The organism is Mesorhizobium sp. M5C.F.Ca.IN.020.29.1.1, from assembly GCF_003997375.1.
In the GTDB taxonomy this organism is placed as follows: domain Bacteria; phylum Pseudomonadota; class Alphaproteobacteria; order Rhizobiales; family Rhizobiaceae; genus Mesorhizobium; species Mesorhizobium wenxiniae.
Map to the genome: position 1 here is coordinate 1 of NZ_RZSW01000987.1, position 1198 is coordinate 1198.

1 protein-coding gene and 2 pseudogenes are annotated in these 1198 nt (G+C 59.6%); all 3 read left to right on the forward strand.

The window, feature by feature from the left end:
• Nucleotides 1-112 (forward strand): annotated as a pseudogene (locus tag EOA85_RS35630) (type VI secretion protein); the annotation flags it as partial.
• A complete protein-coding gene (locus tag EOA85_RS35635) occupies nt 109-918 on the forward strand; it encodes a TrbG/VirB9 family P-type conjugative transfer protein (protein WP_127212757.1) in 810 nt (269 codons plus the stop codon). The pseudogene EOA85_RS35630 and the gene EOA85_RS35635, both read left to right, overlap by 4 nt.
• A pseudogene (locus EOA85_RS35640) lies at nt 918-1198 on the forward strand (hypothetical protein); the annotation flags it as partial. The gene EOA85_RS35635 and the pseudogene EOA85_RS35640, both read left to right, overlap by 1 nt.

The following is a 1198-nucleotide window of genomic DNA, read 5'->3' on the forward strand; positions in this document are numbered from 1 at the left end:
GCTCAAAAATGAGTATCGGTTCGATAATCCATTAGGCTTCCAGGTTACGGAATACCGGCGCGACCAGGAATCGCTGCCCGACGCCGCGCCGGCCGACAGGACGGTACAATGAGGCGGCGGCTGAAAACGGTGGCGCTGTCGGCCGCACTTTGCTTGGCGTTGTCGATCCCGGCGCTGTCGCGCGACAGCCGGATTCGCTACGTCACCTTCAACAACGACAATGTCGTGACGGTCCAGGCGGCGATCGGCGTCTCGACGATGATCCAGCTGAGCCCGACGGAAGTTATCGAAACGATTTCCGCCGGCGACACGATCGGTTGGTCGATCGTCCCAAAGAAGGGATCGGGCATCCTGTTCGTCAAGCCGCTGGTCGAAAGGGCCGAGACCAACGTCAACATCGTCACCAACAAACGGGTCTATTCCCTGCTCCTGGTCGGCTCCCGCGAACCGTCCCTGCGGGCGTCGTTTCATGTTCGCTTCAAATACCCTGACGAGGACGTAAACGCGCGGCTCCTCGCCCAGGCCGAAGAAAGTGCCCGCAATCCATCGCTTAAGAACATCGACCCGTCGATGCTGAACTACGACTATGCCTATCGCGGTGATGACTCGCTCAAGCCGCGCGTCGTGTTCGATGACGGCAAGAAAATGTTCCTGCAATTCACAGGTGACGTGCCGGCGATCTTTGTTGTCGAAGTCAAAGGCCGTGAATCTCTGGTGAACCTGCGCACCGAAGGCGAATACATGATCATCGACAAGGTTGCGCAGCAATTCACCCTGCGCGCCGGCGACAAGACGTTGTGCCTCTACAACCGTCAATCTCCATCGCAGCGCATGCCGGACCCGATTGAAGACATTTATGGTCCGTCGAAACTCGACAAAAAGAGCAAGCGCCGCCAGTTCGAACAGAGGAGCCGCTGATGTCGAGCATAGACTATCATGAGCTCGACGGTGGTAGCCCGGTTGCCCGGCGAAATGCAGGCTTGGGCACGAAACTCGGTACTGCGGGGATCGGGCTGCTGCTGGCCGGCGGCCTGCTTTATATAAATTGGCCGAGCGGGCCGTCCGACCGGAACACGACATCGAACGAGGAGGAAGCTTTCGAGCCCTCGACTTTTCAGCCGCGCGAGCCGGCGACGCCGGCGACGGCGTTGCCACCGCAAGACCAGATTGTCATTCCACCACCTCAGACGCCGCCGCC

Excerpts from the sequence above, each read along its gene's own strand:
- EOA85_RS35635 (WP_127212757.1), top strand. The coding sequence starts at position 109 with ATGAGGCGGCGGCTGAAAACGGTGGCGCTGTCGGCCGCACTTTGCTTG.